The sequence below is a fragment of the Rhodothermales bacterium genome, from assembly GCA_034439735.1.
Lineage (GTDB): Bacteria > Bacteroidota > Rhodothermia > Rhodothermales > JAHQVL01 > JAWKNW01.
This window is the reverse complement of sequence record JAWXAX010000304.1, coordinates 1-6,685: the sequence shown is the minus strand read 5'-3', so window position 1 is coordinate 6,685 and position 6,685 is coordinate 1. Positions and strand designations below refer to the sequence as shown.

The following is a 6,685-nucleotide window of genomic DNA, read 5'->3' as shown; positions in this document are numbered from 1 at the left end:
TAATCGCTTGATCGTTTATTCGCTAATCGCTTGATCGTTTATTCGCTAATCGCTTGATCGTTTATTCGCTAATCGCTTGATCGTTTATTCGCTAATCGCCACTCCATTAATCGCCTCGATCGCCTCCTCCGAAGTCGTCTCGGCCGTCGGCCGGTCGCTGACGACGCGGCCCTGGCGGAGCACGACGATGCGGTCGGCCGTGCGGAAGGCGTGGGCCATGTTGTGGGTGATGACGATCACCGCGATGCCGCGCTCGCGGACGCGCTGGATCAGTTCCAACCCCCGGCGGGTCTGCTCGACACCGAGAGCGGCGAAGGGCTCGTCCAGGATGACCAGCCGGCCGCCCCAGTGTACGAACCGCGCCAGCTCGATAGCCTGCCGCTGGCCACCGGATAGATGACCCACCGCCACCTTCACCGACGGCAACTTCGCCCCGATCCGCTCGAGGGCCTCGGTCGTCTCGCCGGCCATCGTCTTTTCATCCAGCACCGAAACGCCAAACCGCCGTCGCATCCGCTCACGGCCCATAAAAAAGTTGGCGACGACATCCAGGTTCGGGCAGAGCGACAGGTCCTGGTAGACGGTCTCGATCCCCAGCGCGCGCGACCGCGCCGGCGAAAGCGGCAGCACGGAGGCGCCCTCCACCTGAATGTCCCCGGCATCCGGGGCGACGTTGCCGGCGATGATCTTGATCAGCGTCGATTTGCCGGCGCCGTTGTCGCCCAGCAGGGCCACGACTTCGCCGCCGCGCACGTCGAGGTCGACACCCCGCAGCGCTTCGACGGCGCCAAAACGCTTCGTCACGCCGGCGACGCGGAGGAGAGGCGGCTCTGATGGGGTGGTATCTGTCACGCGGTCGCGAAGGTAAAACGGTATACGTTGGTCGTCCGAAGCTCAAACCCCAGGCGCTGATACAGGCGGTTCGCGGCCTCGCGCTCCGGTCGGGAGGTGAGCTCGACGCTGGCGGCGCCGGCCTCGCGGGCCAGCGTCAGCGCGCGTTCGACCAGCGCCTGCCCGACGCCGCGCCCGCGCATCTCGGGCGACACGACGACGTCCTCGATCCAGGCGCGCACCCCGGTCGGGATGCGGTAGATACCCAGCGCCAGCGCGCCCTCGATCTTCCCATCCAACCGGACCACGAACAGCGTCGTGGCCTCGGAAGTGATCATCCGCGCCAGCGCCTCATGGCCCGGAGGGGTCACCGAGTCGGTCAGCTGGGGGATGAGGCGGGCGAACGCCTCGACGATCTCGTCGGTCGCGGCGTCCACGACGTCGATGGTCATGGGGTCTGGGAAAAGGTGCCGACAGGATGATACGGATTCGAATGGTTACAAAACACGGCCGGCGACACGTTTCACCTCTCCCGGTGATTGTCTATCATCCTCCTTCCTCGAACCTTCCCTGGTGCACCCAACCATGTCCCGACTGGCAGTAGAAGGCGGCACACCCGTCAAATCGACCCCGTTCCCCGCCTGGCCGCACTTCGACGCCGGCGAGCGCGAGGCGCTCCTGGCTGTACTCGACAGCCGCGTCTGGTGGCGCACGCCCGGCACACAGACGGCGGCCTTCGAGGCGGCGTTTGCCGCCTACCACGGGGTAGCGCATGGCATCGCGGTCACGAACGGCACCGCGGCGCTCGAGGTAGCGATGGGCGCGCTGGGCATCGGCCCCGGCGATGAGGTCATCGTGCCCGACTTCACGTTTGTCGCTACCGCTACGGCGGTGCTTAATGCCGGCGCGATGCCGGTCCCGGTGGATGTATCCGCTGAAACGTTCTGCCTCGACCCCGACCAGGCCGAGGCCGCCATCACGTCCCGCACAAAAGCCATCGCGGTAGTGCATATGGCCGGGCATCCGACAGATATGGACCGGTTTGATGCGATCGCACGCCGGCACGGGCTGGCGCTCATCGAGGATGCGTCTCACGCCCACGGCAGCGAATGGCGGGGACAACGGGTGGGCTCGATGGGTGCGCTCGGGACTTTTTCGTTCCAGCAGAGCAAGCTGATGACGGCCGGCGAAGGTGGCATCGTGATTTCGGCGCATGACGCAATCGCCGCGCGCGCGCGGTCGGTGCATGACTGCGGCCGGCGGCCGGGCGAGTGGTTTTATGCGCACTTCGAAAACGGCAGCAACTACCGGATGACCGAGTGGCAGGGTGCGGTCCTCCGCCATCAGCTCGCTCGGCTCGATGCCCAGGCGGCCGTGCGTACCCGGAACGCAGTCCGGCTGCGCGCCGACCTTGGGGCCATACCGGGCATCACGCCCCAGGCCCTGGATCCGCGCTGCACACGGCATGGCTACTATGCGTTCATTTTTCACTACGATCGCCGCGCGTTCGGCGGCCGGCCCACGGAGGCGTTCATTCGGGCGCTGAATGCCGAGGGCATCCCCACGCAGGCCAGTTATCCGCCCATCCATGCGCTCGACCTGTTCACACACGGCGCCTACCGCACACGGCTAGCCCCGCCCGAACGCGATGCGCCGCACGCCTTTCTTAGGGCCCCCTTTCCCGAGACGGTCCGCGCCGCTCACGAAACCGTCTGGCTCCCCAACCCCGTCCTGCTGGGCAGTGACGAGGAGATGACGCAGATGGTGGAGGCGGTGGAGAAGATCCGGAGGGAGTTTGGGGGAGGTTGAGTGTGGGAGTATTTGAGTGTGGGAGTGTGGGAGTGGGAACCTGGTCATTCTTGCCGGACACTCCCACACCCCCACACCCTTCTCAATTGAACGACACCCAGTCCAGCTTGGCGACATCACCCGTGGCCGGACCTCGGAAGACGATGTATATGTCGTGTTGTCCCGCCGGCGGCTGAATGTGCACCGGGAGTTCCGCCCAGCCTTCGATGCGGACGATCCGGAAGCGCGGGGCGCCTTCACCCGCGGGAGGGTCGCCAGTCGTATCGGGTGTTTGGGGCGCCGGGGTCAGCGTGGTCTGCCCAAGCAACGGGCCGTCCGGGGCGTCGAGGCGGAGCTCGACGGAGCCGGCGGCCTCGGGCACGGCGCGGAGGGTAATCGTGTCGATCTCACTGAGGTCGACGTCTCCAAACGCGATGTAGCCGTTGTTGCGCACTTCCACGAACACCTCGGTCTCCTCGACGAACGTGGGGCGCTGGCGGTTATTGGTCACCACGAGTTGCGCGCCGTTCGTCTCGGTGTAGTTCTCGGCCTGCCAGCGACGGGGGTTGAGCCGGATACGATGCGTGCCGGAGTCCGTCCGGGCCTCCAATTCGACAAATTCGTCGATGATGTACGGCGAATGCGACAGATTGGGCACGATCGTCACCAGGCCGTCGGCACCCTGTTTCGGCGCGAGTTTGTGCGTGTGCGTGTCGTGCCCCAGATAAGGCTGGATGGAATCGGCTCCGTTGAGGCGGTAAACCAGCGGGCGCCCGTAGTCGAAAAACGACCCGTCCCGAGGCTCTGTGATGAGGGACGGTGTCGCAGGCGGCGGTGTCGACAGCGGCGGTGCGGTGGCGACCTGGGCCGGGCGCGGAGCATCGCCGTAGTAGTCCAGTCGGGTCAGTTTCCCGTCGCGGTTTTGCCCCCAGAACTCGGTGCCCCATTCGAGGACGTAGAGCCGGCCGTCGGGACCCACTTCCACGTCGATCGGGCGGATGAAGCTGTGGTCGGTGAACAGCGGGTTGATCTCCATCAGTTCCCCGTTGTCGTCCAGCTTTACCTCCATGATCCAGTTTCGCATGAAGTCGTAGATGAATACGCTGCCGTCGAAATACGCCGGCAGCCCGCGGGGGCCGGCGGTGGCGGGGTTACGCCGGATGATCGGGCCGGCGGCGGCGGACATGCCTCCTGCGCCTAGTTCCGGGAAAACGTCGTCGGGGGTGTAGAAGTACCAGATAAACGCGGACTGGGCCGGCGGGAGCTGCTGAATGCCGGTGTTGTAAGGCGAGTCGTTGATGGGCTTCGCGGGGTCCGCCCAGGCGCCGTAGACGTCGGTGGCGGGGTCGCGGTCCCGGTACGGGGCGTTGGGACCCACGAACTGAGGCCACCCGAAAAAGCCGGGCTTTTTGGCCTGGTTGATCTCCTCGTAGCCGATCGGGGAGTGCGCGGAGTCGGGCTGGTTGCCGGGGCCCACATCGCCCCAGTAGACCCACCCTGTCTCGGGGTCGACATCGAAGCGGAACGGGTTGCGGTGCCCCATGGTGTAGATCTCGGGGCGGGTACGCAGGTCGTCGTCCTCGAACAGGTTACCCGGTGGGATCGTGTAGGAGCCATCGGGTTCGGGATGGATCCGGAGGATTTTGCCGCGGAGATCGTTCGAGTTGGCGGTGCCGCGCTCGGTGTCCCACCACGCATCCCAGCTGTACAGACCTTCGATAAATTCGCCCGAACGGTTCCACCCGCCGGCGTTTTCGCCGACGCTGAGGTAGAGGTTGCCGCCCGGGCCGAACTCGATCGAGCCGGCGCTGTGGCAACACCGCAGGCGCTGGACGGGAATCTCGAGCATCACGATTTCACTCAGCATGTCCAGCTCGTTACCCTTCACCGTAAACCGCGAAAGGCGATTGGGGCGCTCGTCGAGCGGACTATAATAGAGATAGAGCCAGTTGTTGGTCGCAAAGTTGGGGTCGAGTGCCAGCCCGAGCAGGCCATCTTCGATTTTGGTGGTGACGGGGATGAAGGCCGCCATCGTGGTGCGCTCGGTCGCCGGATCCCACACCTTTACGGCGCCGTCGCGCTCGATTAAGAACACCCGTCCGTCCGCCGCAATGTCGAGCTCCATCGGGTAGGTGATGTGGTCGTCCAGGACGACCTTATCGAACGAGCCGGCGATCGTCGCTGCGGCGTCGCCCGCTGCCACGCCGGCCGCCCAGCGGATGCCGCCCAGCACGTGCTGGAGGAACAGCGGCTCACTGTAGCTGGCATCCGTATGGCCGAGGCCGGTGTAAAACGCGCGGCCGCCGTCGTATTCATGCGCCCACACGATCGGGTGATCGGCGCCCATCTGGCCGCCTTCGTAGCTCTTTTCATTCAGCGTGGCGAGGACGTGGACCTTTCCGCGCGGGTTCGCCTGGTAGTCGTACCACTCGTCGGTCCGCGGCCAGCGCGCCGGCAGGCCGGCTGTCGCGGGGAAATGCGGATCGAGGACCTGCACGTCGGCCTGGTGCACCCCCGGCGGGTGGTGTTTGAAGTAGCCGCCGACGAGTTCGCCGTACCACGGCCACTCGTACTCGGTATCGGCCGCCGAGTGGATGCCGACGAAGCCGCCTCCCGCGCGGATGTAACCCTCGAAGGCGGTTTGCTGCGTGGCGTCCAGGACGTCGCCGGTGGTGCTAAGGAAGATGACGGCGGCGTAGTTCGCGAGGTTCTCCGGCGTGAAGGCGCCGGCGTCTTCGGTGGCATCCACGGTAAAGTCGTGCTGCGCCCCCAGGGTCTTCAATGCGGCAATACCTGGCTCGATGGACGAGTGGCGGAAGACGGCCGTTTTGGAGAAAACCAGGACCTGGAAGGATTCAGGCGCGCTGGTCTGAGTCGTGGAAGCCCCCCCGGCACAACCGGCGACCAGGAGAAGACTCAATACGGCAACACATGGAAAAAGAGAAGGGCCGCAGGTGGGGTAGGCAGTGAACATGGTGTGTGGCTGGGCAGTTGGGGATGGCTTGGTAACGGTTCCACCTATACAACGTCAGGGAAGTGGAATAGTCAAGGGGTGAAAAACACGCGGGAAGGGCTCATTTTGCGGAAATGCGCTCCACGATCAACTCGGACAGGTCATAGACCATCACTTGACTCTCTTTTCCCTTCGCATTCACCCCATCCCGTAACATCGTCAGGCAGAACGGACAGTTGGCCGCGATGGCCGTGGCGCCGGTTTCGAGTGCTTCCTCGACACGTTCGATGTTGATGCGTTTATCGCCAGGCTCGTCCTCCTTCCACATCTGCGCACCGCCTGCGCCGCAGCAGAGGCCCTTCGTCTTGCACCGTTTCATCTCGACGAGGTCGACGTCCAACGCCTTGAGCAGCGCGCGCGGCGCCTCGTACACGGCGTTCACCCGGCCGAGGTAACACGAGTCGTGGTAGGTGATCTTTTTGCCCTTGAAGCTCCCGCCGCCCTGAAGCATAAGCCGGCCGGTGTCGATCAGCTCCTGGAGGAGTTGGGTATGATGGATGACGTCGTAATGCCCCCCCAATGCCGGATAGTCGTTCTTGAGCGAGTTGAAGCAGTGCGGGCAGGCGGTAACGATCTTCTTCACCCCGTAGTCATTCAGCGTCTCGATATTCTGTAGGGCCGACATCTGGAAGACGAACTCGTTGCCGGCGCGCCGCGCCGGGTCGCCGGTGCAGCGCTCTTCTTCCCCCAGAATCGCATAATCCAGCCCGACATGCGACAGGATCTGGCACAACGCCCGCGTCACCTTCTGCGCGCGAGCATCGAAGCTGCCGGCGCATCCGACCCAAAAGAGGATCTCGGGCTGTTTGCCCTGGGCGACGAGGTCGGCGACGATAGGGATCATGCGATGTTAAAAGATTAAAAGTTCAACGTTCAAGGAATGTGGGGCGTGAGAATTTCGGGGCATCGTCATCCCCCGGTCAAAGCCGGGGGCAGGCTCTCGCGAAAGCGGGAAACGAGCGAAGCGACTTACGAAGTAATCCATGCAAGGCTTAAAGGGAGACTGGATCCCCAATCGAGTTGGGGATGACGAGCGTCAGCCCTCCCCCATCC

At 64.5% G+C, this 6,685-nt stretch carries 5 protein-coding genes; 1 reads left to right on the top strand and 4 read right to left on the bottom strand.

What is annotated here, in order from left to right; translation table 11 throughout:
- Window positions 1-84: 84 nt before the first annotated feature.
- Window positions 85-852, bottom strand: a complete 768-nt coding sequence (locus tag SH809_21385; GenBank protein MDZ4702277.1) for an ATP-binding cassette domain-containing protein — start codon at window positions 850-852, stop codon at window positions 85-87.
- Window positions 849-1,283, bottom strand: coding sequence for a GNAT family N-acetyltransferase (locus SH809_21380; protein ID MDZ4702276.1), 435 nt, complete (start codon window positions 1,281-1,283; stop codon window positions 849-851). Before SH809_21380 ends, SH809_21385 begins: the two co-directional genes overlap by 4 nt.
- Window positions 1,284-1,416: 133 nt before the next feature.
- Between SH809_21380 and SH809_21375 the strand changes: the two genes are divergently transcribed.
- Complete coding sequence (locus SH809_21375) at window positions 1,417-2,640, top strand: DegT/DnrJ/EryC1/StrS family aminotransferase (protein ID MDZ4702275.1); 1,224 nt, start codon at window positions 1,417-1,419, stop codon at window positions 2,638-2,640.
- Between the two features lie 82 nt (window positions 2,641-2,722).
- On the opposite strand, the gene SH809_21370 is transcribed toward SH809_21375, so the two are convergent.
- Complete coding sequence (locus SH809_21370; GenBank protein MDZ4702274.1) at window positions 2,723-5,539, bottom strand: ThuA domain-containing protein; 2,817 nt, start codon at window positions 5,537-5,539, stop codon at window positions 2,723-2,725.
- A 154-nt stretch (window positions 5,540-5,693) separates the two neighbouring features.
- Window positions 5,694-6,476 carry a (Fe-S)-binding protein gene (locus SH809_21365; protein ID MDZ4702273.1) on the bottom strand — a complete coding sequence of 261 codons (783 nt, stop codon included), beginning with the start codon at window positions 6,474-6,476 and terminating at the stop codon, window positions 5,694-5,696.
- Window positions 6,477-6,685: the final 209 nt, after the last annotated feature.

What these genes read in the sequence shown, in the direction of transcription:
- SH809_21375 (MDZ4702275.1), top strand. Translation starts at nt 1,417, where the DNA reads ATGTCCCGACTGGCAGTAGAAGGCGGCACACCCGTCAAATCGACCCCG.
- SH809_21380 (MDZ4702276.1), bottom strand. Translation starts at nt 1,283, where the DNA reads ATGACCATCGACGTCGTGGACGCCGCGACCGACGAGATCGTCGAGGCG.
- SH809_21365 (MDZ4702273.1), bottom strand. Translation starts at nt 6,476, where the DNA reads ATGATCCCTATCGTCGCCGACCTCGTCGCCCAGGGCAAACAGCCCGAG.